Source organism: Geobacillus sp. LEMMY01, from assembly GCF_002042905.1.
Classification (GTDB): domain Bacteria; phylum Bacillota; class Bacilli; order Bacillales; family Anoxybacillaceae; genus Geobacillus; species Geobacillus proteiniphilus.
The window spans coordinates 41985-67098 of record NZ_MVKA01000027.1 but is presented as its reverse complement, the minus strand read 5'-3'; the positions used below and the strand labels follow the sequence as shown (position 1 = coordinate 67098).

At 54.6% G+C, this 25114-nt stretch carries 27 protein-coding genes; 25 read left to right on the top strand and 2 right to left on the bottom strand.

Translation table 11 applies throughout. The annotated features are described in order from the left end of the window. Window positions 1-312 precede the first annotated feature (312 nt). The 3 genes from gpr (at window position 313) to B1A75_RS13405 (ending at window position 3057) form a co-directional block, all read left to right on the top strand. Window positions 313-1431 (top strand): GPR endopeptidase, encoded by a 1119-nt coding sequence (gene gpr, locus B1A75_RS13415; RefSeq protein ID WP_074044279.1) that lies wholly within the window; start codon window positions 313-315, stop codon window positions 1429-1431. Window positions 1432-1506: 75 nt separating this feature from the next. Next, entirely contained in the window at window positions 1507-2706 is a 1200-nt protein-coding gene (gene spoIIP / locus B1A75_RS13410) for a stage II sporulation protein P (protein WP_074044278.1), read from the top strand. A 12-nt stretch (window positions 2707-2718) separates the two neighbouring features. Further along, window positions 2719-3057, top strand: coding sequence for a YqxA family protein (locus tag B1A75_RS13405; protein ID WP_074044277.1), 339 nt, complete (start codon window positions 2719-2721; stop codon window positions 3055-3057). A 34-nt stretch (window positions 3058-3091) separates the two neighbouring features. On the opposite strand, the gene B1A75_RS13400 is transcribed toward B1A75_RS13405, so the two are convergent. Next, a complete protein-coding gene (locus B1A75_RS13400; RefSeq protein WP_161496658.1) occupies window positions 3092-3241 on the bottom strand; it encodes a hypothetical protein in 150 nt (49 codons plus the stop codon). Between the two features lie 73 nt (window positions 3242-3314). Here B1A75_RS13400 and lepA point away from each other — a divergent pair, with 73 nt between their 5' ends. From lepA to deoC, 10 genes are all read left to right on the top strand, one after another. Beyond that, complete coding sequence (lepA, locus tag B1A75_RS13395; RefSeq protein WP_011231987.1) at window positions 3315-5144, top strand: translation elongation factor 4; 1830 nt, start codon at window positions 3315-3317, stop codon at window positions 5142-5144. A 75-nt stretch (window positions 5145-5219) separates the two neighbouring features. Continuing rightward, the gene (hemW, locus tag B1A75_RS13390; RefSeq protein ID WP_074044275.1) at window positions 5220-6359 is read left to right on the top strand and encodes a radical SAM family heme chaperone HemW; all 1140 of its coding nucleotides are present in this window, start codon (window positions 5220-5222) and stop codon (window positions 6357-6359) included. Window positions 6360-6442: 83 nt separating this feature from the next. Continuing rightward, window positions 6443-7477, top strand: a complete 1035-nt coding sequence (gene hrcA / locus B1A75_RS13385; RefSeq protein WP_074044274.1) for a heat-inducible transcriptional repressor HrcA — start codon at window positions 6443-6445, stop codon at window positions 7475-7477. 98 nt (window positions 7478-7575) lie between these two features. Beyond that, window positions 7576-8217 carry a nucleotide exchange factor GrpE gene (grpE, locus tag B1A75_RS13380; protein ID WP_074044273.1) on the top strand — a complete coding sequence of 214 codons (642 nt, stop codon included), beginning with the start codon at window positions 7576-7578 and terminating at the stop codon, window positions 8215-8217. 23 nt (window positions 8218-8240) lie between these two features. After that, window positions 8241-10064: a molecular chaperone DnaK gene (gene dnaK / locus B1A75_RS13375; RefSeq protein WP_074044272.1), complete on the top strand. Its 1824-nt coding sequence runs from the start codon at window positions 8241-8243 to the stop codon at window positions 10062-10064. Window positions 10065-10193: 129 nt separating this feature from the next. Continuing rightward, window positions 10194-11342: a molecular chaperone DnaJ gene (gene dnaJ, locus B1A75_RS13370; RefSeq protein ID WP_074044271.1), complete on the top strand. Its 1149-nt coding sequence runs from the start codon at window positions 10194-10196 to the stop codon at window positions 11340-11342. 5 nt (window positions 11343-11347) lie between these two features. Next, a complete protein-coding gene (gene prmA / locus B1A75_RS13365; RefSeq protein ID WP_013144703.1) occupies window positions 11348-12286 on the top strand; it encodes a 50S ribosomal protein L11 methyltransferase in 939 nt (312 codons plus the stop codon). A gap of 17 nt (window positions 12287-12303) precedes the next feature. Further along, complete coding sequence (locus B1A75_RS13360; RefSeq protein ID WP_074044270.1) at window positions 12304-13080, top strand: 16S rRNA (uracil(1498)-N(3))-methyltransferase; 777 nt, start codon at window positions 12304-12306, stop codon at window positions 13078-13080. A gap of 76 nt (window positions 13081-13156) precedes the next feature. Then, window positions 13157-14506 (top strand): tRNA (N(6)-L-threonylcarbamoyladenosine(37)-C(2))-methylthiotransferase MtaB, encoded by a 1350-nt coding sequence (mtaB, locus tag B1A75_RS13355; protein WP_011231979.1) that lies wholly within the window; start codon window positions 13157-13159, stop codon window positions 14504-14506. A gap of 137 nt (window positions 14507-14643) precedes the next feature. Further along, entirely contained in the window at window positions 14644-15315 is a 672-nt protein-coding gene (gene deoC, locus B1A75_RS13350) for a deoxyribose-phosphate aldolase (RefSeq protein WP_074044269.1), read from the top strand. Here the strand turns inward: deoC and B1A75_RS13345 are convergent. Then, entirely contained in the window at window positions 15312-16247 is a 936-nt protein-coding gene (locus B1A75_RS13345; RefSeq protein ID WP_074044268.1) for a Na/Pi symporter, read from the bottom strand. The two genes, deoC and B1A75_RS13345, sit on opposite strands and share 4 nt — an antisense overlap. A 183-nt stretch (window positions 16248-16430) precedes the next feature. Between B1A75_RS13345 and rpsU the strand changes: the two genes are divergently transcribed. From rpsU to recO, 12 genes are all read left to right on the top strand, one after another. Beyond that, window positions 16431-16604 carry a 30S ribosomal protein S21 gene (gene rpsU / locus B1A75_RS13340; protein WP_008879912.1) on the top strand — a complete coding sequence of 58 codons (174 nt, stop codon included), beginning with the start codon at window positions 16431-16433 and terminating at the stop codon, window positions 16602-16604. Between the two features lie 29 nt (window positions 16605-16633). After that, the gene (locus B1A75_RS13335) at window positions 16634-17080 is read left to right on the top strand and encodes a GatB/YqeY domain-containing protein (RefSeq protein WP_011231976.1); all 447 of its coding nucleotides are present in this window, start codon (window positions 16634-16636) and stop codon (window positions 17078-17080) included. Between the two features lie 101 nt (window positions 17081-17181). Beyond that, the gene (gene yqfC, locus B1A75_RS13330) at window positions 17182-17466 is read left to right on the top strand and encodes a sporulation protein YqfC (RefSeq protein ID WP_074044267.1); all 285 of its coding nucleotides are present in this window, start codon (window positions 17182-17184) and stop codon (window positions 17464-17466) included. 15 nt (window positions 17467-17481) lie between these two features. Further along, complete coding sequence (gene yqfD / locus B1A75_RS13325; protein WP_074044266.1) at window positions 17482-18669, top strand: sporulation protein YqfD; 1188 nt, start codon at window positions 17482-17484, stop codon at window positions 18667-18669. Between the two features lie 2 nt (window positions 18670-18671). Continuing rightward, window positions 18672-19634 carry a PhoH family protein gene (locus B1A75_RS13320; RefSeq protein WP_011231973.1) on the top strand — a complete coding sequence of 321 codons (963 nt, stop codon included), beginning with the start codon at window positions 18672-18674 and terminating at the stop codon, window positions 19632-19634. A gap of 50 nt (window positions 19635-19684) precedes the next feature. Beyond that, window positions 19685-21787 carry an HD family phosphohydrolase gene (locus B1A75_RS13315; protein ID WP_074044265.1) on the top strand — a complete coding sequence of 701 codons (2103 nt, stop codon included), beginning with the start codon at window positions 19685-19687 and terminating at the stop codon, window positions 21785-21787. After that, window positions 21784-22254, top strand: a complete 471-nt coding sequence (gene ybeY / locus B1A75_RS13310) for an rRNA maturation RNase YbeY (protein ID WP_011231971.1) — start codon at window positions 21784-21786, stop codon at window positions 22252-22254. The genes B1A75_RS13315 and ybeY overlap by 4 nt, the downstream gene beginning before the upstream one ends. Then, a complete protein-coding gene (locus tag B1A75_RS13305; RefSeq protein WP_068895591.1) occupies window positions 22254-22607 on the top strand; it encodes a diacylglycerol kinase family protein in 354 nt (117 codons plus the stop codon). Before ybeY ends, B1A75_RS13305 begins: the two co-directional genes overlap by 1 nt. 123 nt (window positions 22608-22730) lie before the next feature. Continuing rightward, window positions 22731-23129 (top strand): cytidine deaminase, encoded by a 399-nt coding sequence (locus tag B1A75_RS13300; RefSeq protein WP_161496657.1) that lies wholly within the window; start codon window positions 22731-22733, stop codon window positions 23127-23129. Beyond that, window positions 23122-24030, top strand: coding sequence for a GTPase Era (gene era / locus B1A75_RS13295; protein ID WP_074044263.1), 909 nt, complete (start codon window positions 23122-23124; stop codon window positions 24028-24030). Before B1A75_RS13300 ends, era begins: the two co-directional genes overlap by 8 nt. A 101-nt stretch (window positions 24031-24131) precedes the next feature. After that, window positions 24132-24275 (top strand): YqzL family protein, encoded by a 144-nt coding sequence (locus B1A75_RS13290; RefSeq protein WP_011231967.1) that lies wholly within the window; start codon window positions 24132-24134, stop codon window positions 24273-24275. A gap of 31 nt (window positions 24276-24306) precedes the next feature. Then, window positions 24307-25095, top strand: a complete 789-nt coding sequence (gene recO, locus B1A75_RS13285; protein WP_068895585.1) for a DNA repair protein RecO — start codon at window positions 24307-24309, stop codon at window positions 25093-25095. The last annotated feature ends 19 nt before the right edge of the window (window positions 25096-25114 follow it).

Sequence of the window (25114 nt, the reverse complement as noted above, 5' to 3'; positions counted from 1 at the left end):
CTTTTAATAAAGGCCATTCTGTGGTAAGATGTTTCATGGACTCTCTCCCTCCTGTTTTATGGATGTTGGTCATCACCATCATAGCAGGGAGAGAGTCCTTTTTGCATGACATTTGCTTTTTTCTACCGCGCTTCGCTTGGTGGCCCCGACGAGCGTCGCGAACAAAAGTTCGCAACCCTCGTCGGGGATCATTTCGGAATGTCACCCACAAATATTTTACTCACACCAAGCGAAAATCCTTTACGAAACATGAATGACCGGGCCCGATTGCGGCGACAATAAAAGAAAACGGCAGAAATGGGGAGAAACGACATGGAACAGCCGCTCGATTTACGCCAGTACTCGGTGCGCACGGATTTAGCGATCGAAGCGCATGAGATCGCACTCGAGGAGCGTTTGCAGCAAAAACAAGAAAGCGCCGCGCCGATTGAGGGAGTCATGATCCGTGACGAGGAGATCGACGGCGTCAAGCTGTCGCATGTGCATGTCACGGAACAAGGAGCGGCCTCGATCGGCAAAAAGCCGGGCCACTACGTGACGATTGAAGCGCAAGGCATCCGCGAACAAAACACCGAGCTGCAGCAAAAAGTGCAGCGCATTTTTTCCGAGCAGCTCAGCGCCTTTTTCAAGCGGCTCCGCATTCCCGATCAAGCGAGCTGCTTGATCGTCGGGCTTGGCAACCAAAACGTCACTCCGGACGCGCTCGGGCCGCTCACGGTGGAAAACGTGCTTGTCACCCGTCATTTGTTCCAGCTGCAGCCGGAAAGCGTCGAGGAAGGCTTCCGGCCGGTGAGCGCCCTCGCTCCGGGGGTGATGGGGACGACCGGGATTGAAACGAGCGACATTATCGACGGCGTCGTCCGGAAAACAAAGCCGGATTTTGTCATTGTGATTGACGCCTTGGCCGCCCGCTCGATCGAACGGGTCAACGCGACGATTCAAATTTCTGACACCGGCATCCATCCCGGCTCCGGGGTCGGCAACAAGCGGAAAGAGTTAAGCTATGAAACGCTTGGCATTCCGGTCATTTCGATCGGCGTTCCGACGGTCGTCGACGCCGTTTCGATCACGAGCGACACGATCGATTTCATTTTGAAGCACTTCGGCCGCGAAATGCGCGAAGGGAAACGGCCATCAAGCGCGCTCGCTCCGGCGGGCTGGACGTTTGGGCGCAAACGAAAATTGACGGAACAAGACATGCCGTCGCCGCAAGAACGGTCGACGTTTCTTGGCATGGTCGGCACGCTTGGCGATGAAGAAAAGCGGCGCCTCATCTATGAAGTGCTCGCGCCGCTTGGGCATAATTTGATGGTGACCCCGAAAGAAATCGATTCGTTTATCGGCGATATGGCCAACTTATTAGCCGGCGGTTTGAATGCGGCGCTGCATCGGCAAGTCGATCAAGGCAATGTTGGCTCCTACACCCATTAGACAAAAAAACGGTTCTATCTTTTCCCGCTTGGCCATACGTTAAACTGAGGAGACAAGCCGGGAAAGGGTGGGAATATGAAACGATGGCGCTCCCCAAACGTCATGATCGCGATTCCAGGAGCTAGTCTAAAGAAACTGTTGATGCTCATCATTCTTGGTTGCATGATGATGTTTATGCTTGTCGGAGCGCTCACATCGCTGCGGCCGGAATACCGTCCGTCGTCATCATCGCTGAACGATATGGCGGCCCATTTTCCGGAAGAGACGTTCATTCGTCTGTTCGCCTTGGAAAATCGATATTTTGCGCAGCTGCTGCCGAAAGATCGGCGGCAGACGAATTACTCATCGCTATTGTTCCGCCTGGCGACGAGCATCAATCCCGATGACCCGCGCAGCCTGCTTGGCAGCGAGCTGCCGGGCTTTGCCCTTTATGACAGCAAAATTCTCATCGCTGGTGAAGGAACGGATTATACGAACATGCCATACGAATCAGCGCCGCCGCTTAGGGTGATGCTTGCTGAGCGGCAAGCCTCGGTGGAGGAGCTCGAACAAGCAAACAAGAGCGAAGATGAAAAACCGGTTCCCCCGCCATCGCAGACGACGGGAGGAAAAAAAGTGGTCTACATTTACAATACCCATACGCATGAGTCGTTTTTGCCAGCGCTCAAAGGGGTGGCCGACCCGGATTTGGCGTTTCATCCGACGGTCAACATAACAAAAGTGGGGGAAAAGTTAGCGGAAGAACTGGAAAAGCGCGGCATCGGGGCTGAAGTGAGCAAAATCGACATTGTCAGCGAATTGTTAAAGAAAGGGATGAAATACTCCCAATCGTATGATATGTCCCGGCAAACAGTGGTTGCGGCAATGAAGCAAAACCGTGACTTGCACTATTTCATCGATATCCATCGCGATTCGCGGCGGCGAAAATATACGACCGTTACGATCAACGGCGTTGACTATGCGCGTGTCGCATTCATTATTGGCGGAGAAAACGCGACATACGAGAAAAACTTGCAGCTGGCTACCGCGTTGCATCAGTTGCTGCAAAAGAAATATCCAGGGCTGAGCCGCGGGGTGATCGAGAAAAAAGGAGCCGGGACGAACGGCAAGTTTAATCAAGATTTATCGGAAAACGCGATTTTAATTGAAGTCGGCGGTGTCGACAATACGTTTACTGAGCTGTTCCGGTCCGTGTCGGCGCTCGCTGAGGTGTTCAGCGACTATTATTGGCAGGCGGAAAAAGTCGAAGCGCCGGCTCCGGCGGAGAAAAAGTAAAGGAGCGTCACTATGGCAAGATGGTTCATCCGCTTTACTCTAGCGATCTTTCTTCTTTTTTTCGGTGTGTTGTTTGGCATGCAAGAGGCGCATCGCGGCATTGAACGGATGCGCGGCTATGCCGATCCGTCGTTTCCGTCCGTCATCGATATGAAAAAAAGGGAAAATGGTGAGGTGGAAGCGGCGGTGTTCGGCCGGCCGGTCGTTGCTGGAGATTTAGGAGAAAAGCAAGAAACGATTCACGAGCTGAAAACGTTCAACTTGTTCTCTAGGCTCGGCCAACTTTTTGCCGATGCCGTCACCGCGCTCATGGAAATGCTGTTTTCGCTCGTCGGCCGGGCGTTGGACTAGCCCGATCATGTGCGGACGAAACAGGGACGTGCCGTCACAATGGCGGCTTTTTCTTTTGGACGCCGTCCGCCGGCTGGAGCACAAAGTGCTGCACTTTCCATATTGTCGGTTGTTTTCTTGGCGCGGCTCTGGCCGTTTCGCGTCTTTCCGGAAAGCCCGAACGGCGGCTTGGCTTTTCGTTCATCATTGAATCTTCTTCGCGCTGTTGCTATAATCAAAGCTAGTGTAGTTTTGCGAAGAAGCAGGAGTGAGAGACGATGAACCGGGAAGAACGGTTGAAACGGCAGGAACGGATCCGCAATTTTTCGATTATTGCTCACATTGACCACGGAAAATCGACGCTGGCGGACCGCATTTTGGAAAAAACGGGGGCGCTGTCGGAGCGTGAATTGCGCGAGCAGACGCTCGATACGATGGAGCTTGAGCGCGAGCGCGGCATCACGATTAAATTGAATGCGGTTCAGTTGACATATAAAGCGAAAAATGGCGAAGAGTATATTTTCCATTTGATCGACACGCCGGGCCACGTCGACTTTACGTACGAAGTGTCGCGCAGCTTGGCCGCTTGCGAAGGGGCGATTTTGGTCGTCGATGCGGCGCAAGGCATTGAAGCGCAGACGCTCGCCAACGTGTATTTGGCGATCGACAACAATTTAGAAATTTTGCCAGTCATTAACAAAATCGATTTGCCAAGCGCCGAACCGGAGCGGGTGCGTCAAGAAATTGAGGATGTCATCGGTTTGGACGCCTCTGACGCGGTGCTTGCTTCGGCTAAAGTCGGCATCGGCATCGAAGAAATTTTGGAAAAAATCGTCGAAAAAATTCCGGCTCCCTCGGGTGATCCGGATGCGCCGCTGAAGGCGCTCATTTTTGATTCCCTTTATGACCCGTACCGCGGCGTCGTCGCCTATGTCCGCGTCGTCGACGGAACGGTGAAGCCAGGGCAGCGCATTAAAATGATGTCGACCGGCAAAGAGTTTGAAGTGACGGAAGTCGGCGTGTTCACGCCGAAGCAAAAAGTTGTCGACGAATTGACGGTCGGTGATGTCGGCTATTTGACCGCCTCGATTAAAAACGTGAAAGATACGCGCGTCGGCGATACGATCACCGATGCCGAACGGCCGGCAGCTGAGCCGCTCCCGGGCTATCGGAAGCTCAATCCGATGGTGTTTTGCGGCATGTATCCGATCGATACGGCGCGCTACAACGATTTGCGCGAGGCGCTCGAGAAGCTGCAATTGAACGATGCGGCGCTCCACTTTGAGCCGGAAACGTCGCAGGCGCTTGGGTTCGGCTTCCGCTGTGGATTTCTCGGCTTGCTTCATATGGAAATCATCCAAGAGCGGCTCGAGCGCGAATTTCATATCGATTTGATCACGACCGCGCCGAGCGTCGTTTACAAGGTGCATTTGACCGATGGAACGGAAGTTGACGTCGACAACCCGACGAACATGCCCGACCCGCAAAAAATCGACCGAATTGAAGAGCCGTATGTGAAAGCGACGATCATGGTGCCAAACGACTATGTCGGTCCGGTGATGGAGCTGTGTCAAGGAAAGCGCGGCACGTTTGTCGATATGCAATATTTGGATGAAAAGCGCGTCATGCTCATTTACGATATTCCGCTCTCCGAAATCGTCTACGACTTTTTCGACGCTTTAAAGTCGAACACGAAAGGGTACGCGTCATTCGACTACGAATTGATCGGCTACCGGCCGTCCAATCTCGTCAAGATGGATATTTTGCTAAACGGTGAAAAAATTGATGCCTTATCGTTTATCGTCCATCGCGACTCTGCGTACGAGCGCGGCAAAGCGATCGTTGAAAAGCTGAAAGATTTGATTCCGCGCCAGCAATTTGAAGTGCCGGTGCAGGCGGCGATCGGCAACAAGGTCATCGCCCGTTCGACAATCAAAGCGTTGCGCAAAAACGTGCTCGCAAAATGTTACGGCGGCGACGTGTCGCGGAAGCGGAAGCTGCTTGAGAAGCAAAAAGAAGGAAAGAAGCGGATGAAACAAATCGGGTCGGTCGAAGTGCCGCAAGAAGCGTTTATGGCCGTCTTGAAAATCGACGACCAGAAAAAATAACGAGCAAGGCTGTCTCCGTTGGGGATAGCCTTGTTTGTTTCCTGCGGCGCCGGCCGGCTGAAAGGAGGAGGACCGATGGCCGTTTCAGCGTATTTTCATATTCCATTTTGCGCCCATATTTGCCATTATTGCGATTTTAACAAAGTATTCGCCGCCGGCCAGCCGATTGACGACTATTTGCGGGCGATGGACAAAGAAATGGCGTGGACGGCGGCGGAATTTGGCAGCCAGCTCAAGACGCTTTTTATCGGCGGCGGCACGCCGACGGTGCTTGGGCCGGCGCAGCTCGGCCGTTTGCTTGAGAGCATCCGCCGCCATTTTCAGTTTGACCCGCAAACGGCCGAATTTACCGTCGAAGCCAACCCGGACGGCTTGACGAAAGAAAAGCTCGCTATTTTGCGCGATGCCGGAGTGAATCGGCTGAGCCTCGGGGTGCAGACATTTGACGATCAGCTTCTGCAAACGATCGGCCGCACGCACCGGCGAGGCGACGTCATACGGGCTGTAGCGTTGGCCAGAGAAGTCGGGTTTCAGAACATCAGCATTGATTTAATGTACGGTTTGCCGGGGCAGACGCTTGAGCAGTTTACGGCCGATTTGGAAGCGGCGTTTTCGCTTCATGTGCCGCATCTTTCCGCCTATTCGCTGATCCTTGAGCCGAAAACGATCTTTTACAACGAATGGCGGAAGGGTCGCCTCCGCCTTCCGGGCGAAGAAGCGGAAGCAGCGATGTACGAAGCGGCGATGGAGCAGACGGCAGCCTGCGGCTACTGGCAATATGAAATCAGCAACTATGCTTTGTCGGGATTTGAAAGCCGGCACAACTTGACGTACTGGAACAACGAGGAGTACTACGGCATCGGCGCTGGGGCGCACAGCTATATCGACGGAGTGCGTCGGGCTAATATCGGTCCCATCCGGCATTACATCAGCGCGATCGAACGCGGCGAATGGCCGCACCGAGACGTACACCGCTTGACCGCCCGCGAGCAAATGGAAGAGGAAATGTTTTTAGGGCTGCGCAAAACGGAAGGGGTGTCCAAAGCCTGCTTCCGGCAAAAGTTCGGCCGCGACCTCCACGACATATTTGGCGAGGCGATCCGCCGGGAAATCGAAAACGGACGCCTCGAGGAAACGGCGACCCACATCCGCTTGACAAAACGGGGCAAGCTGCTCGGCAATGAAGTGTTCGCCGCGTTCCTCGGCGGAATGTAAACATTGACATTTGCCGGGCGATTTGCTACCCTAATAGTAGATTTAGCACTCGAATTGTTCGAGTGCTAACAGAGGTGAGACACGTGCTAACGGACCGCCAACTGCTGATTTTGCAGGTGATTATCGACGATTTCATTCGTTCTGGGCAGCCGGTCGGTTCGCGGACGTTATCGAAAAAGCATCAAATCGCGTTCAGCTCGGCGACGATCCGCAATGAGATGGCGGATTTGGAGGAGCTCGGCTATATTGAAAAAACGCACATTTCTTCCGGCCGCGTGCCGTCGGAAAAAGGATACCGCTACTACGTCGACCATTTGCTGCCGCCGCAGCGGCTGACAAGGGCGGACATTCAAAAAATCCGCTCCGTGTTTGCCGAGCGCATCTATGAGCTGGAAAAATTGATGCAAAAGTCGGCGCAAATTTTATCCGAGCTGACGAACTATACATCCATCGCGCTCGGGCCAGCGTTTAAAGAAAGCAAGCTGAAGCGGATGCAAATCGTTCCGCTCAACGAACAGACAGCCGTCGCCATCGTCGTGACGGACACCGGCCATGTCGAAAACCGGGTCGTGACGATCCCGTCATCGATGGACGCCGGCGACCTTGAAAAAATGGTCAACATTTTCAACGAGCGGTTGAACGGCGTTCCGCTCATTGATTTGAAAGAAAAAATGGAGACGGAAGTGGCCGACGTATTGCGCCGGCACATCCGCAACTACGACAGCGTGCTTAATACGCTCATTGAGACGCTCGATGCCCCTGAAGAAGAAAAAGTGTTTTTCGCCGGCAAGGCGAATATGCTCAACCAGCCGGAGTTCAGTGACATCCAAAAAGTGCGCCCACTTCTAAACATCATTGAGCAGGAAAAAGACATTTATCGCCTGCTCCGCAAGCAAAACCAAAAAGGAGTGCGGGTTTCGATCGGGCATGAAAACGAACTGCGCGGCATGGAAAACTGCAGCTTGATTACAGCGACGTATTCGGTCGGCGATGAGCCGCTCGGGGCGATCGCGATTCTTGGTCCAACGCGCATGGAATACTCGCGCGTCATCACTGTCTTAAACCGCGTCGCTTCCGATTTGTCGGCCGCGTTGACGAAATGGTATCAAAGTCAATAAGAATGGCCATATTGGGTAACGGATGGATCGCGCATCCATCCTTTCCTTGTGGCCATTGATACATAAAAGGGAAGAGCCCCGGCAGGGAGGTGAAAGCGATGGAACAAGGAGAAAAACAAGTGATGGAACAAGCTACATACGATGAGCCGGAGCGGGAGCAACCGATCGAGGAAGAAGCCGCCCCGCAGTCCGAGGGGGAATCAGGCGGCGTTCCGCTTGAAGAGGCCGGTGGGGAGGAAGCGGCGGAGCTGGCGGAAAAAGCGCCAACGGCCGAGGAGTTGGCGGCGGCCAAGGCGCAGATCGCCGAATTGGAAGCGAAGCTTTCAGAGATGGAACACCGGTATCTCCGCCTGTACGCCGATTTTGAAAACTTCCGCCGCCGGACGCGCCAGGAGATGGAAGCGGCTGAAAAATACCGCGCCCAAAGCTTGGCGAGCGATTTGCTTCCGGTGCTTGACAACTTTGAACGCGCATTGAAAATAGAGACGGACAACGAACAGGCGAAATCGATTTTGCAAGGGATGGAAATGGTGTACCGGTCGCTTGTTGATGCCTTGAAGAAAGAAGGCGTCGAGGCGATCGAGGCGGTCGGGAAGCCGTTTGACCCTTATTTGCACCAAGCCGTCATGCAGGCGGAAGCGGAAGGCTATGAGCCGAACACGGTTGTTGAGGAGCTGCAAAAAGGTTATAAGCTGAAAGACCGCGTGCTGCGGCCCGCCATGGTCAAAGTAAGCCAATAAACGGAAACGGAGGGTGATAAGCGATGAGCAAAATTATCGGCATCGACTTAGGAACGACGAATTCCTGCGTCGCCGTGTTAGAAGGCGGCGAAGTGAAAGTCATTCCGAATCCGGAAGGAAACCGCACGACCCCGTCGGTCGTCGCGTTTAAAAACGGCGAACGCCTAGTCGGCGAAGTCGCCAAACGGCAAGCGATCACGAACCCGAACACGATCATCTCGATCAAGCGCCATATGGGGACGGATTACAAAGTCGAAATCGAAGGGAAGCAATATACGCCGCAAGAAATTTCGGCGATCATTTTGCAATACTTGAAGTCGTACGCCGAAGACTATTTGGGCGAGCCGGTGACGCGTGCGGTCATCACGGTGCCGGCGTATTTCAACGACGCCCAGCGCCAAGCGACGAAAGACGCCGGCCGCATCGCCGGCCTCGAAGTCGAGCGCATCATCAACGAGCCGACGGCCGCGGCGCTTGCTTACGGCCTTGATAAAGAAGAAGACCAAACGATTCTCGTCTATGACTTAGGCGGCGGGACGTTTGACGTCTCGATTTTGGAGCTTGGCGACGGCGTGTTTGAAGTGAAGGCGACGGCCGGCGACAACCATTTGGGCGGCGACGACTTCGACCAAGTGATCATCGATTATTTGGTCAATCAGTTCAAGCAAGAGCACGGCATCGATTTGTCGAAAGACAAAATGGCGCTCCAACGCTTGAAAGATGCGGCGGAAAAAGCGAAAAAAGAGCTGTCCGGCGTCACGCAGACGCAAATTTCGCTTCCGTTTATCAGCGCCAATGAAAACGGTCCGCTCCATTTGGAAATGACGTTGACAAGAGCGAAATTTGAAGAGCTGTCCGCTCATCTCGTCGAGCGGACGATGGGGCCGGTCCGCCAGGCGCTTCAAGACGCCGGCTTGACGCCAGCGAATATTGATAAAGTCATTTTGGTCGGCGGTTCGACGCGCATTCCAGCTGTCCAAGAAGCGATCAAGCGCGAGCTTGGCAAAGAGCCGCACAAAGGTGTCAACCCGGACGAAGTCGTTGCCATCGGTGCGGCGATCCAGGGCGGGGTGATCGCCGGCGAAGTGAAAGATGTCGTCCTGCTTGACGTGACCCCGCTTTCGCTTGGCATTGAAACGATGGGCGGCGTATTTACGAAACTGATCGAACGGAACACGACGATCCCGACAAGCAAATCGCAAGTGTTCACAACGGCGGCTGACAATCAAACGACGGTCGACATTCACGTCTTGCAAGGAGAGCGCCCGATGGCGGCGGACAACAAATCGCTCGGCCGCTTCCAGCTGACCGGCATTCCGCCGGCGCCGCGCGGCGTGCCGCAGATTGAAGTGACGTTTGATATTGACGCCAACGGCATCGTTCACGTGCGCGCCAAAGATTTAGGAACGAACAAAGAGCAGTCGATTACGATCAAATCGTCGTCCGGCCTGTCGGAAGAAGAAATTCAGCGCATGATTAAAGAGGCGGAAGAAAATGCCGAAGCCGACCGGAAGCGGAAAGAAGCCGCCGAGTTGCGCAACGAAGCCGACCAGCTCATTTTCATGACTGAAAAAACGATCAAAGAGGTCGAAGGAAAAGTCAGCGCCGATGACATCAAGAAGGCGCAAGAGGCGAAAGACGCGTTGAAAGCGGCGCTCGAGAAAAACGACCTCGAGGACATCCGCAAGAAAAAAGACGCGCTGCAAGAAGCGGTGCAGCAGCTGTCGATCAAGCTGTATGAACAAGCGGCGAAACAGGCGCAAAGCGCAGGATCGCAAGGCGGCGCTGCCAATAATAAAGACAACGTGGTGGACGCCGAGTTTGAAGAAGTGAACGACGATAAATAATGCAACCGAAAGTCAAAGTCAGGCCTGCCTTGGCTTTGACTTTTTTTCTAGCATTGACATATTGCCTTGCCGCAGAGGGAAATGATAAAATCAAATTTATGTGAGTGAATCGGGAGTGGATGATCAACGATGGCGAAGCGCGATTATTACGAGATTCTCGGCGTCAGCAAAAACGCGACGAAAGACGAGATCAAAAAAGCGTATCGAAAGCTTTCGAAGCAGTATCATCCAGATGTGAACAAAGCCCCGGACGCCGCGGAGAAGTTTAAGGAAATTAAAGAGGCATACGAAGTGTTAAGCGATGATGAAAAGCGGGCCCGCTACGACCGCTTCGGCCATGCCGACCCGAACGAAACGTTTGACGGCGGCGGATTCCAAGGCGGAGGGTTTGATTTCGGCGGCTTTAGCGGCTTTGGCGGTTTTGAAGATATTTTTGAAACGTTTTTCGGCGCCGGTCCGCGTCGACGGGCGAGCGGTCCGCGCAAAGGCGCGGATGTCGAGTATATGATGACGCTTACGTTTGAAGAAGCGGCGTTCGGAAAAGAAACGGAAATTGAAATTCCGCGGGAAGAGACGTGCGACACGTGCCAAGGCAGCGGAGCGAAACCGGGCACAAGCCCGACGTCTTGTCCGCATTGCCACGGCAGCGGGCAAGTGACAAGCGAACAGGCGACGCCGTTTGGCCGCATCGTCAACCGCCGGACATGTCCCGTCTGCGGCGGCACGGGCCGGTACATTCCGGAGAAATGCCCAACGTGCGGCGGCACGGGACGCGTCAAACGGCGGAAAAAAATTCACGTCAAAATTCCAGCCGGCGTCGACGACGGCCAGCAGCTGCGCGTCGCCGGCCAAGGGGAGCCAGGGGTCAATGGCGGGCCGCCGGGCGATTTGTACATCATCTTCCGCGTCGAACCACATGAGTTTTTCAAACGCGACGGCGACGATATTTATTGCGAAGTGCCGCTGTCGTTCGCCCAGGCGGCGCTCGGCGATGAGATCGAAGTGCCGACGCTCCATGGCCATGTGAAGCTGAAAATTCCGGCCGGCACGCAAACGGGCACGCGCTTCCGCTTGAAGGGAAAAGGGGTGCCGAACGTGCGCGGCTACGGCCAAGGCGATCAGCACGTCATCGTCCGCGTTGTGACGCCGACGAAGCTGACCGAAAAACAAAAGCAGCTGTTGCGCGAGTTTGATCGGCTCGGCGGAGACACGATGCACGACGGGCCGCACGGCCGTTTTTTTGAGAAAGTCAAAAAGGCGTTTAAAGGAGAAGCGTAAGCGCGATGAAATGGTCAGAAATCAGCATTCATACGACGCATGAGGCGGTCGAGGCGATTTCGAACATTTTGCATGAAGCGGGCGCCGGCGGCGTCGTCATCGAAGACCCATACGATTTGGTCAAAGAACGGGACGACTGGTACGGCGAGATCGTCGAGCTCAACCCGGACGACTATCCGGAAGAAGGGGTGATCATTAAGGCATATTTGCCGGTCAACAGTTTTCTTGGCGAAACGGTCGAACAAATTAAGCAGGCGATTAACAATTTATGGCTGTATGATATCGACCTTGGCAAAAATAAAATTACATTGAGCGAAGTAAACGAAGAGGAATGGGCAACGGCGTGGAAAAAGCATTATCACCCGGTGAAAGTGTCCGAAAAGTTTACGATCGTGCCGACGTGGGAAACGTACGAGCCGGCGTCTAGTGATGAGCTGATCATCGAAATGGATCCGGGCATGGCGTTTGGGACCGGCACGCACCCGACGACGGTCATGTGTCTGCAGGCGCTCGAAAAGTACGTGCGCCCCGGCGATCATGTCATTGACGTCGGCACCGGCTCCGGCATTTTAAGCATCGCCGCGGCGATGCTTGGCGCCCGGTCAGTGCGGGCGCTCGATTTGGACCCGGTGGCGGTCGACAGCGCACGGCTGAACGTGAAGCTCAATAAGGTGCAGCATATCGTAACGGTCTCACAAAACAATTTGCTCGACCATATCGAGGAACCGGCTGATGTGATCGTCGCCAACATTTTAGCGGAAATCATTTTGCGCTTTACCGGTGACGCCTACCGGTTGTTAAAGCCAGGCGGCCGCTTCATCACGTCTGGCATCATTCAGGCGAAAAAGCAGGACGTCAAAGACGGGTTGCTTGCCGCCGGCTTTGCCATTGAGGAAATCAACGTGATGGAAGACTGGGTGGCGGTTGTCGCCATGAAACCGTAAGCAAAGAAGGGATGGCTGTGCAGCGCTATTTCGTTTCCGGCCAGGCGCAACAAGGCGGGATCGTCGCGATCAGCGGCGATGATGCCCATCATATCGCCCGCGTCATGCGCATGAAGCCGGGGGACGGGATCATTTGCGTCTTTCCAGACGGGCGCACGGCGGTGTGTGAAATTGAACAAATTGCCAATGAGCATGTGCAAGCCCGTATTGTACAATGGAAAAAGGAGCGAAGCGAGCTGCCGGTGCGCATTTACATCGCCCAAGGGCTGCCGAAAGGCGAAAAGTGGGAGCTCGTCATCCAAAAAGGAACAGAGCTCGGCGCCGCCGGCTTTCTTCCGTTCGAAGCCGCCCGGTCGGTCGTGAAATGGGACGCGAAAAAGGCGGAGAAAAAAGTCGAGCGATGGAGAAAAATCGCGAAAGAAGCGGCTGAGCAGGCTGAACGAACGGTGGTGCCGGACGTGCGGGCGCCGCTTTCGTTTGTCGAGCTCCTCGCCTTCGGCCAAACGGTCGATGTTCGGCTGTTTGCCTACGAAAAAGAGGCGCGAAACGCCCGGCATGCCGCGCTTCCAGCGCTTCTTTCCCGCCTCCGTCCGGGCGGCGCGTTGCTGGCTGTCTTCGGGCCGGAAGGCGGGTTCAGCCCGGAAGAAGCAGAACAGCTTCGGCAGCACGGCTTTTCGCCGTGCAGCCTTGGGCCGCGCATTTTGCGGACCGAAACAGCTCCGCTCTATTTGCTTTCCGCCGCCTCTTATGAATGGGAGCTGCGCGCGCCGAGCGGCGAAGCGGAGCGCGCTTAGTGAGCAACATTGGCTGTTTCTTATAAAAGTTCGGTCCCGCTGATCCCTAAGCGGGGGGCAGAGTGAGGTGAACAAGATGCCGACAGTGGCTTTTCATACACTAGGCTGCAAAGTCAATCATTACGAAACCGAAGCGATTTGGCAGCTGTTTAAAAAAGCCGGCTACGAGCGAAAAGAGTTTGAAAGCCGTGCGGATGTGTATGTGATCAACACGTGCACGGTGACGAACACCGGCGATAAAAAGAGCCGTCAAGTCATCCGTCGTGCGGTGCGCCGCAATCCGGACGCCGTCGTCTGCGTGACCGGCTGCTATGCGCAAACATCGCCGGCTGAGGTCATGGCCATTCCGGGCGTTGATATTGTCATCGGCACGCAAGACCGGCATAAAATTTTGGATTACATCGAGCAGTTCCAGCGCGAGCGCCAGCCGATCAACGCTGTTCACAACATTATGAAAACGCGCGTCTTTGAGGAGATGGATGTGCCGGAATTCACGGATCGGACGCGGGCGTCGCTTAAGATCCAAGAAGGGTGCAACAACTTCTGCACGTTTTGCATCATCCCGTGGGCGCGCGGCTTAATGCGCTCGCGCGATCCGCAGGAAATCATCCGCCAGGCGCGCCAGCTCGTCGCCGCCGGCTATAAAGAAATCGTTCTGACCGGCATTCATACAGGCGGCTATGGCACCGATCTGAAAGACTATAACTTTGCGTCCTTGTTGCGCGATTTGGACGAGCAAGTGCCGGGGCTGAAGCGGCTTCGCATTTCGTCGATTGAGGCGAGCCAAATTACCGATGAAGTGATTGACGTGCTGAAGCGGTCGGAGAAAATCGTCCGCCATTTGCACATTCCGCTTCAGTCTGGGTCGAATACGGTGCTCAAGCGGATGCGCCGCAAATATACGGTGGAATTTTACGCGGAGCGGCTCGCCCGGTTGCGCGAAGTGTTTCCAGAGCTGGCGGTGACTTCTGACGTCATCGTCGGCTTCCCAGGCGAGACGGAAGACGAATTTATGGAGACGTACAACTTTATTCGTGAACAACGGTTTTCCGAGCTGCATGTCTTTCCTTATTCGAAGCGGACCGGCACGCCGGCGGCGCGCATGCCGAACCAAATCGATGAAGAAACGAAGCATGACCGCGTCCGCCGCTTGATCGCCCTTTCCGATCAATTGGCGAAAGAGTACGCCTCCCGGTTTGAAGGGCAAGTGCTCGAAGTCATTCCGGAAGAGCGCGATAAAGAGCGGCCGGATTTGTACGTCGGCTATACAGACAACTATTTGAAAGTCCGCTTCCCGGCAACCGAGGAAATGGTTGGTGAACTTGTCAAAGTGAAGATTACGAAAGCCGGCTATCCGTACAATGAAGGAGAGTTCGTCCGCGTTGTGCCGGATGAAATGGCCCGTTCGGTCAAATGGAGCTCATAACCCAGCCTAGTTGCTGGGTTTTTTCTGTCTTTTTTCGGAGACAATACGGATGGCTAGTTTTTGTCGAGGGAGCATGGTATGATGGTAGACGTCAGACCTTCCATCTTGACGGAAATGGCAGAAAGGGGTTTCTCCGAATGACGATGAATATCGCGAAAATGATCGATCATACGCTGCTCAAACCGGAAGCGACGGAACAACAAATCGTGCAACTGTGCACGGAAGCAAAGCAATACGGCTTTGCTTCCGTGTGCGTCAACCCAACGTGGGTGAAAACGGCGGCGCGCGAGCTTTCCGGCACGGATGTCCGCGTCTGCACGGTCATCGGCTTTCCACTTGGGGCAACGACGCCGGAAACAAAGGCGTTTGAAACAACGAACGCCATCGAAAACGGCGCTCGCGAAGTCGACATGGTGATCAACATCGGCGCGTTAAAAAGCGGGCAAGACGAGCTTGTCGAGCGCGACATTCGTGCGGTTGTCGAAGCGGCGGCTGGCAGGGCGCTTGTCAAAGTGATCATTGAAACGGCGCTTTTGACCGATGAGGAAAAAGTGCGCGCCTGCCAGCTCGCAGTGAAAGCCGGTGCTGATTATGTGAAAACGTCGACCGGGTTTTCCGGTGGAGGTGCGACGGTGGAGGATGTGGCGCTGATGCGGAAAACGGTCGGCGACAGAGCAGGCGTCAAAGCATCAGGCGGCGTCCGTGACTGGAAAACCGCTGAGGCGATGATCAACGCCGGCGCGACGCGCATCGGCACAAGCTCTGGGGTGGCGATCGTCACCGGCGGGACGGGCCGCGCTGACTACTAAGCCCGGTTTCGGTCATGCAAAAACAGAATGGCCCTTTCGATGGCGCCGACAAATGGCAGAGCAGCCACTGAGCAAATGACGTTGAACAAGACGCTCACATGAGCGAGCTGCACATCAGGCGCTGGGCTGAGCCTGGCGGCAAAACTGGCGAGCGGCTCGGTCCAAAAGGCGAACAAAGCGGCGCCGACGACGTTCAGCCATAGATGGGTGTAGGCGGTCAGCTGGGCCTCTTTGCCGGAGCCGATCGAAGCCAAAAGCCCGGTGATGCACGTACCGATGTTGGCGCCAAGCAACAGAGCAATCGCCGCGGGCAGCGTCAACAGCTGTTCGTTTAAAAATCCCATGGCGATGCCGATCGTTGCCGCGCTCGAATGAACGAGAGCGGTGAGGACGATGCCGACAAGAAGGCCGACAGCGATGGATCGGTTCGTTTCTTTAAGCCATGCATCAACGAACGGATAGGCGGCAAGCGGTTTAGCGAGGCTGCCAAAGCCGTCCATGGCAAATAGCACAGCGGCGAGGCCGACAGCGGTCATGCCGATGCCGAGAACAAGGCGATGGCGGCCGAAAAAAACAAGCAGCGCGCCGCTGACAAGAAGTGGGATGGCGCCATCGCCGATATCAAGCGTCATCAGCTCGGTCGTGACCGTCGAGCCGATGTTGCTGCCTAAAATGATGCCGATTGATTGGCGGAACGACAAGTAGCCGGCGGCGACAAGGCCGACCGTCATCACCATCACCGCTGAGCTGCTTTGCAGGAGAGCGGTCGTCGCCAAACCGGCGGCAAATCCTTGCAGCGGCGTGGCGGTAAAGCGCATGAGCCACCGTTTTAACCGATGGCCGGACAACGTGTAAAGCCCAGCTTTCATCATAAACATGCCAAGAAGAAACAAAGCGGTGTAAATGGCAAACAGCATCAGAAACGGCCCCATGGGCGACTCCCCTTTCACCCTATATGTATGGGCCTTGTCCGCGGGTGATGACCGTTTTTTCAGCGCGGGGAAGAGGCGGCCAGCAGGACGCCGTTGCTTTTTTTATTGACCTTTTCTGTCAGCATGTATTATAATTGACAAGTACAATATGCAATGGTTGTTGTTCGGAGGGAGGGAAGCAGGATGTCCAAAACGATCGTTCGCAAAAATGAGTCGATCGACGACGCTCTTCGTCGCTTTAAGCGTGCCGTTTCGAAAACGGGCACTTTGCAAGAAGTGAGAAAGCGCGAATTTTATGAAAAGCCAAGCGTCAGACGGAAGAAAAAATCTGAGGCGGCTAGAAAGCGCAAGCACTAAGAGCATGCATTAAAGAGGGTGTATAATCGGTGAGTCTTCTCGATCGTTTGAATGACGATATGAAGCAGGCGATGAAAAACAAGGAGAAAGAAAAACTGTCTGTTCTCCGGATGCTGAAAGCGGCGCTGCAAAACGAAGCGATCAAGCTCGGCAAAAGCCCGCTCTCGGAAGACGAAGAGCTGACGGTTCTTTCTCGCGAACTGAAACAGCGTAAAGACTCCCTCCAAGAATTTGAAAACGCTGGCCGTTCAGATCTTGTCGAAAAAGTGAAAACCGAAATTGAAATTGTTCAATCGTATATGCCAACGCCGCTGACAGAGGACGAGCTGCGCGAATTGATCGAGCAGACGATCAAGGAAGTCGGCGCCTCTTCGAAAGCGGATATGGGAAAAGTGATGGGCGCGATCATGCCGAAAGTGAAAGGAAGAGCGGATGGTTCGCTCGTCAACAAGCTTGTCCAACAACAGCTGTCATAAATGCAATGGGCCTTGCCGGCAGGCGGGCCCGTTGTTTTTGAAAAGCGGTGCTAGAACCCCCTTTTGTCTCATACATATGAGATGAAAGGGGGTTCTTTTTGATGGTGAAAAAATGGCGCCAGCAGATGAAGCGGTGGATGGCGGAACAGCTTGAACTTCCCGCCGACATTATGATGGATCTGCCCCGCATTACGATGGTTGGGCACATACATATTTACATTGAAAACCATCGCGGGCTGCTCGCGTTCAGCGATAAAGAGCTCCGCCTTTTGCTGCGGAACGGACAGCTCGTTGTCCGCGGCGAACAGTTTGTGATTAAAACGATTTTGCCGGAAGAAATTTTGTTGGAAGGAAAAATCAGCCAAGTCGTTTATATAGATGAATAGCGAGGAGGAACGGAGATGAAAAACGAATGGGTCGACACGCTCGCCGGCAGCGTGCGGGTCAAAGCGAGAGGGAAAGGGATCGAACGGTTGATCAACGCCTGCGTCCGCCAAGGGATTGCCGTCTGGAACGTGAAAAAGCATAGCGCGGATACCGCGACGTTTTTCATTAAGCTCAGCGACGTGAAACGGCTGCGCCATGTCGCCCGGCAAAGCGAATGCAAACTTTCGTTTGTCGGGAGAACCGGGCTGCCGTTTTTTTGGCGGCGGGCCTGGCGGAACAGCGGGTTTTGGCTCGGCTTGCTCCTTTTTATAGCGATTGTGTTTTTGCTTTCGAACATCGTTTGGAAGATCGAAATCAAAGGGGCGGCTCCGGAGACGGAGCATCAAATCGCCCGCGAGTTGAAGCGAATGGGAGTCGAGCGCGGCGCATTTCAGTTTCTGCTTGATGACCCGGAGACGCTGCAAAAAAAGCTGACGGAACGCGTTCCGGACATCACGTGGGTCGGCGTTGAGTGGAAAGGGACGTCGCTTCACTTCCGCGTCGTTGAAAAAGAGATTCCGGAGCCGAAAAAACCGATTCCGCCGCGTCATCTCGTGGCAAAAAAAGAGGCGGTCATCGCTGATTTGTTCGTTGAAGAGGGACAACCGCTCGTTTCCGTCAACGACTATGTGCAAAAAGGCCAGCTGCTTGTTTCTGGCATTATCGGTGCTGAAGGGAGGACGAAGTTTGTGCCGGCGTCAGGGAAAGTGTTTGGCGAAACGTGGTACAAGTCTACGGTCGTCCTGCCGCTCGAGACGACGTTTCATGTGTTGACCGGCAAGTTCACCGAACGGCATTATGTCGGAATCGGGCGCCTTTTGATTCCCGTTTGGGGATGGAAGAAGCCGGTGTTTGCCCATACTATCGTTGAGACAGAAAAACGGCCGTTTCGTTTTTGGAAATGGGACTTGCCGCTCTATTACGAGCGCATCACGATCCGCGAGGCGGAAGAAGTGAAGCGGCGCTACACGTGGGAAGAAGCGTTCGCGGAAGCGAAAGAGATCGCCCGCCGCGAGCTGCGGGCGAAATTGCCGGAGGAGGCGGCCATTCGCGGCGAAAAAGTTTTGCATCAGGCGAAAGAGAATGGTAAAGTAAGGGTAGAATTGCATTACGAAGTCATCGAAAATATTGCTGTACCACAACCCATCGTCCAAGGAGATTGAGAATGTCAGAGCAGTTCGTTACGATCAGCCAACATGTGCGAAACCCGCAGGAAGCGGCGGCGCTCTTTGGCGTCCATGACATCCATTTAAAGCGGATCGAGGAAGAGCTCGGCGTGTCGATTGTGACGCGCGGGGAAACGGTCAACGTCTCCGGCACGCCGCAGCAAGTTCAGCTCGTTGATGAATTGCTTCGCCATTTATTGATCGTCATTCGCAAAGGGGCGGCGGTCAGCGAGCGCGACGTTCTTTACGCCATTCAGCTTGCAAAAAAAGGAGCGCTTGACGGCCTTGTTCAGCTGTACGACGAGGAGATTACAAAAAACGCCAAAGGGAAGCCGATCCGCGTCAAAACGTTGGGCCAGCGCTATTATGTTGCGGCAATTGAACAGTACGACTTGACGTTCGGCATCGGCCCAGCCGGCACCGGAAAAACGTATTTGGCGGTCGTCATGGCGGTCAAGGCGTTAAAAAACGGCAGCGTCAAGCGCATCATTTTGACTCGTCCGGCCGTTGAGGCCGGAGAAAGCCTCGGCTTTTTGCCAGGCGACTTAAAAGAGAAGGTTGACCCGTATTTGCGCCCGCTGTATGATGCCTTAAACGATGTGTTGGGAGCGGAGTATACGCAGCGGTTGATTGAGCGCGGCACGATTGAAATCGCCCCACTCGCCTACATGCGCGGCCGGACGCTGGAGGATGCGTTCGTCATCCTTGACGAGGCGCAAAATACGACGCCAGCGCAAATGAAAATGTTTTTGACCCGGCTCGGCTTCGGCTCGAAGATGGTCATTACCGGCGATATTTCCCAAGTCGACTTGCCGAAAGGCGTCGAATCGGGGCTTTCGGTCGCCAAGCGCATTTTGGCCTCCATTGGCGGCATCGCCTTTGTGTTTTTGGAACAGTCGGATGTCGTTCGCCATCCGCTCGTCGCGAAAATTATTGACGCCTATGATGAGGCAGGCTTATAGAACGAGAGCGACGGGGATCGGTCTTTTCTTGCAAAGCGAGGGGAAAACCGGTGGGAAGGTTTCGTTTTTTTCTTGAGCGGACAAAAACAGTCCGCTTTGTCCGCTTTTGGCTGTTTTTGCTTTTGGCTGTTCTGTTGTTTGCCGTTTTGTATTGGCAAGTGAAGCCGCGCCAGTATGAGCTGCGCCTGTTTGACGTCGCTAAGGAAACGATCCGTTCGCCGGTGACGGTCGAGGACAAAGAGGCGACCGCCAAGCTGAAAGAAGAGGCGGCGGCGAAAGTAGCGGATGTCTATACGTTAAAAAAAGAATATGCCGAAAACCGGGTCGACCTTCTTTCCTCGCTGTTTGCCGCGATTGAAAGCGTGCAGCACGAGGCGGAGCCGGACCGCCCGCTCGGCGATATGATCGCCAAACTTGAGGAACGGCTGCCGCCGGAATGGCTTGCCTATTTGTCTGCCGCTGAATGGCAACGGCTGCTTGCCGCCTCGCCGGAGGAGCTCAAGACGGCGAAGGAAGCCGCCTTGACCGCGGTGCATGCCGTCATGAGCGAGCGCATTTCCCAAGCTGAACTTGACACGGCGCGGGCGGAAGCGGCCAAAGAGCTTGAATACGCTGCGCTGTCGCCGCCGCTTCGCGAGGCGGTCGCGAAGCTTTGCCGACAGGCGGTCATTCCGAACGTCGTCTACGATCGGGCGGCGACGGAAGAAAAACGGCGGCAGGCGATGGATGAAGTGAAGCCGGTGAAAATTTTGCAAGGGCAAGTGATCGTCGAGGAAGGACAGTTTATTACGAATGATGTTTACCGCCGGCTCGAGTTGGTCGGCTTGCTTGAGAGCGGGCGTCCGTCTTGGACCGCCGCTGGGCTTTTGGTGTTCGTTTTGTTGCTGCTTGCTCCGCTCATTTACTATTTTCGGACGGAAACGACGAATGAAAAGCTATCGCTTTATACAGCCATTTTTACGTTGATGATGACGACAATGGCGCTCATTCGCCTTCTGCCATCTAGCGGCGCTGTTTCCATCGGTTACCTTGTGCCGGCAGCGTTCGGGCCGATGCTCGTCCGCATTTTGCTCGGAGAGCGGCTCGCGATGATGACGACCATCATCGGAGCAGTGTGCGGCAGTTTGCTGTTCAATGAGGAAATTGGAACGGCCGGCGCGGTGTCGGTGTCGTTGGTTGTTTACTTTCTTGCCGGCGGCTTGGCTGGGACGTTTTGTCTGCCAAAGGAGCTGGCGAAAGCGAACATTTGGCGGGCCGGCGTGTTTGTCGCCGTGGTTAATGTCGTTTCGCTTTTTTCGCTGTTGCTGTTAAAAAGCGGCCGCTATTCGCCGACGGAAATCGGCTTGTTGGTGCTGATGGCGGCGGCCTCAGGCGTTTTTTCTGCCATTTTGACGATCGGTCTCTTGCCGGTTTTGGAGGCGGCGTTTGGCATTTTGTCGCCGCTTCGGCTCATTGAACTGTCCAATCCGAACCATCCGCTCTTGCGCAAGTTGCTCACTGAAGCACCGGGGACGTACCATCATAGCATTATGGTCGCCAATTTGGCCGAAGCGGCGTGCGAGGCGATCGGCGCCGACGGCTTGCTGGCGCGCGTCGCCTGCTACTACCATGACATCGGCAAGACGAAGCGGCCGCGCTATTTCATCGAAAATCAAATGGGCGGCAATCCGCATGACCATTTGTCGCCGCAGTTGAGCAAAAATATTATTATCGCCCATGTCGCCGACGGCGTCGCTTTGCTCCGCAAGCACCGGCTGCCGAAGGAGATCATCGACATCGCCGAACAGCACCACGGCACGACGCTGCTCAAGTATTTTTATCATAAGGCGCGCGAGCAAACCGAGTTTGTCTCGGAAGCGGAGTTTCGTTATCCCGGGCCGAAGCCGCAGACGAAAGAAGCGGCGGTCATCAATATCGCCGACAGCGTCGAAGCGGCTGTTCGCTCGCTATCCAACCCGTCGCAGGAAAAAATTGAGAAGATCGTCCGGTCGATCATCGCTGATCGCTTGCAGGACAACCAGCTGAATGAGTGCGACATTACGCTGAAGGAGTTGGAACTCGTCGCCCGTTCACTTTGCGAGACCTTAAACGGCGTCTTTCATTCGCGCATCGAATACCCAGAAGTACGAAAGGAAAAGGTGAAGCATGCATGACCATTCACATTGATTTTCTAGATGAAACGAACGAGGTGACCGCTGAGCAAATCGAGACGATCGAGCGGCTGCTCGCCGAGGCGGCGGCCCTTGAAAATGTGCCGGACGGGGCGGAGGTGAGCGTCACGTTTGTGGACAACGAACGCATCCGCGCGATGAATCGAGACTATCGTGGCAAAGATGCGCCGACCGATGTGCTTTCGTTTGCTCTTGAGGAGGAAGGGGAAGAAGAGGTTCACATCGTCGGCGCTGATATGCCGCCGGTGCTCGGCGATATCGTCATTTCGATTCCGAAGGCGAAAGAGCAGGCGGCGGCCTATGGCCATTCGTTTATGCGCGAGCTCGGGTTTTTGGCTGTGCACGGTTTTTTGCACCTGCTTGGTTACGATCATGGGACAGAAGAGGAAGAGCGCGTCATGTTCGCCAAGCAGGAAGACATCTTGGCGAGGTTCGGGTTGACAAGATAATGCGCGGCAAACGAGAGCGAGACCGGTTTGCTTGGGCGTGGGCGGGAATGAAGGCGGCGGTGAAAGAGGAAGCTCATTTGCGCTTCCACTTGGCGGCCGCTGTTGTCGTCTTTGCCGCCGGGTGGGTCGTTGGGCTGTCGCGCTGGGAGTGGATCGTGCTGCTCATGGCAGCCGGTGCGGTCATTGCGCTTGAGCTCGTCAACACGGCTATTGAGCGCGCCGTCGATTTGGCGACGGGCGAGTTTCATCCATTGGCGAAAGCGGCGAAAGACATCGCCGCCGCGGCCGTGCTCGCGGCGGCCGGATTTGCGGTTGTGATCGGCATTTTGCTGTTTTGGCCGCATCTTCGCTAAACGAACGAGAGAGAAAATTCTAATTTTTCTGTTACATTTTTATTTCAAATGATGAAATGGATGGCGTTTTTTTGTTAAAATAAAAGAAAGCAGCGTTTGCTTGCAGGAAAGGAAGAGTCACTCGTGGAGATTGAGCAGCTCATTGCCGAAGCGAAAAAAGCGCGCGAACTCGCCTACGTGCCGTACTCGAAGTTTCCAGTCGGCGCCGCGCTGTTGACGAAAGGCGGCAGTGTGTACCGCGGCTGCAACATTGAAAACGCCGCCTACAGCGTGTGCAATTGTGCGGAGCGGACCGCGTTGTTTAAGGCATATTCGGAAGGGGAGAGGGAATTCACTGCTCTTGCGGTCATCGCCGACACTCCCCGCCCGGTGCCGCCGTGCGGCGCATGCCGCCAAGTGATCGCCGAACTTTGCCCCGGCGATATGAAAGTCATTTTAGCCAACCTCAAAGGCGATGTGAAAGTCATGACAGTCAGCGAATTGCTGCCAGAAGCTTTTTCAGCGGAGGATTTGCATGCGTAAAGAAGGATACAAATCAGGATTTGTTGCCATTATCGGAAGACCGAACGTAGGAAAGTCGACGTTTTTAAACCGCGTCATCGGGCAAAAAATCGCTATTATGAGCGATAAACCGCAAACGACGCGCAATAAGATTCAAGGCGTGTACACGGACGATGACGCGCAAATCATCTTTATCGACACCCCTGGGGTGCACAAACCGAAGCATAAGCTCGGCGACTTTATGATGAAAGTGGCGCTCAATGCGCTTCGCGAAGTCGATTTGATTTTGTTTATGGTCAATGCCGAGGAAGGATTTGGGCGCGGTGAGGCGTTCATCATCGAACGGCTGAAAGAAGTGGACACCCCAGTGTTTTTAGTCATCAATAAGATCGACCGCGTCCATCCGGATGAATTGTTGCCGCTCATTGACCGATACAAAGATTTGCACCCGTTTGCTGAAATCGTGCCGATTTCGGCGCTTGAAGGGAACAATGTCGACCGCCTGCTTGAGCAAATTAAAGAGCGGCTGCCGGAAGGGCCGCAATATTATCCGCCGGACCAGATCACTGACCATCCGGAGCAGTTTATCATCGCCGAGCTCATTCGCGAGAAAGCGCTTCACTTAACGCGCGAGGAAGTTCCGCACTCGATTGCTGTCGTCGTCGAACGCATCGAGCGGCGCGAAGGGTCGCCAACGGTGTACATTAGCGCGGTGATCGTTGTGGAGCGCGATTCGCAAAAAGGAATCATCATCGGCAAGCAAGGCCGGATGCTGAAGGAAATCGGACAGCGGGCGCGCGCTGACATCGAAGCGCTACTTGGGTCAAGAGTGTTTTTGGAACTGTGGGTCAAAGTGCAAAAAGACTGGCGCAACCGCCTTTCGCAGCTGCGTGATTTCGGGTTCCGTGAAGACGAGTATTGACGGTTAGAAAATTTTACGCGACATAAACCGTTTTTGTCTGAGCCAAGCTATAGGTAGACCACCAATACGCAATGCCTGCAGGCGGAAAGAGGTGTCATTCCATGCTTGAGTTTACGTGGAAGTTGTTTAGCCAAACAGGCAATATCGACACGTACCTCCTATTTAAAGAGTTGGAACGAGAGCAACAGTTTGGCGGTGAAGAGCAAAACGCTGAACAGAAAGAAATCGACCAGCCGATCTCGTAGCATCGTTGTTGGTAGAAGAGGTGGTGATGGGATGTTCGAAACGTGCGAAGCGATCGTCATGCGGACGGTCGATTATGGCGAAACAAATAAAATTGTCACATTGTTTACCCGAGAATGGGGAAAGGTGGCTGCGATGGCAAGGGGAGCGAAAAAGCCAAGCAGCCGCCTTTCTGCTGTTACGCAGCCGCTCTCATACGGCCATTATGTCATCCGCCGCAGCCGCGGCGTCGGCGTTCTTCACCAAGGAGAGCTCATCGACTCGATGCGGGCGCTGCGCGAAGATTTGTTTGTCGCCGCCTATGCGGCGTATATTGTTGAGCTCACCGACAAAAGCACGGAAGAGCAAAAGCGCAATCCGTACTTGTTTGAGCTTCTTTTGCAGACATTACAATATATGAGCGAAGGCCGCGATTTAGAGATTTTGACGTTCATTTACGAAATGAAAATGCTTGCAGTGCTTGGCATTCCGCCGGTACTGGACCGTTGCGCCCGCTGCGGGGCGACGGAAGGGCGCTTCTCGTTTTCCGTCAAGGAGGCGGGCTTCCTTTGCCATCGCTGCGAGGCGTCCGATCCGCATCGGTTCCCGCTCTCTCCGGCTACCGCCCGGCTGTTGCGCCTCTTTTTTCATATGGATCTCGCTCGGCTTGGGTCCATATCGGTGAAAGAAAGTACAAAGATGGAGCTGGGCGCCGTATTGTCCGCCTATTATGATGAATATGCCGGCCTGTCGCTGAAGACGAAGCGTTTTTTGCAGCAAATCGGTGAACTGAAAGACAAGCTCAGCCCCGACGAGGGGCAGGGAGCATCATTTTCATTGTGAATGGGGCGTGTAGTATAAT